General features: G+C 50.1%; 1 protein-coding gene and 1 riboswitch. The gene reads right to left on the reverse strand.

What is annotated here, in order from left to right; all coding sequences use genetic code 11:
- The coding region (locus tag ACS8YF_RS20170; protein WP_440851830.1) for a hypothetical protein at nucleotides 1–133 on the reverse strand (133 nt) is incomplete at its 3' end.
- Nucleotides 134–198: 65 nt separating this feature from the next.
- Nucleotides 199–388: riboswitch (cobalamin riboswitch) on the reverse strand.
- Between the last annotated feature and the right edge of the window lie 133 nt (nucleotides 389–521).

Below are 521 nucleotides of genomic sequence, written 5' to 3' on the forward strand. Positions count from 1 at the left end.
GTGCAAGCACAGTGCTGCGCGGCTGTTCAAAACGGTTAGCAGTAACGACGAGAGTATCCGGGCTGGTATCCTGTGCCCAAGCGGAAAATGCCGTGACGGAACACGCCGTCAGCAGCGAAGCTTTTTTAATCATTGTAAAGCATCCACAATAGAAGAAGGATGCCGCAGGTTTCATCAATATTACGCGATGATGAGAACCAGATGCGACGTTGGCCGGCAGGTCTTCGGGCTTGGAGGGGTATCTAAGATACTAAGAGATGATGACTTCCCACCGGATGGCAGTGTCCGCATAACGCAATCATCGCACCTTTCCTTACCGCTGCGCGTCAGCTCCAGATTCGCACTGGATTCCCTATTAACTCACAGGACCGGCAAGTGGATGCTACAGGTTGTAACAAGTTACTGTCCAGACGTAGCTCACAAATAGGAATTCATCAAGATCTGGACATCTGATGAGCAATCCCTACAATCGCCGCGTACTTTAATTTTTCAGGATACATCATGACCCCCGAACACCTTCC

It is taken from the genome of Salinisphaera sp. SWV1 (genome assembly GCF_052044155.1).
In the GTDB taxonomy this organism is placed as follows: Bacteria; Pseudomonadota; Gammaproteobacteria; order Nevskiales; family Salinisphaeraceae; genus Salinisphaera.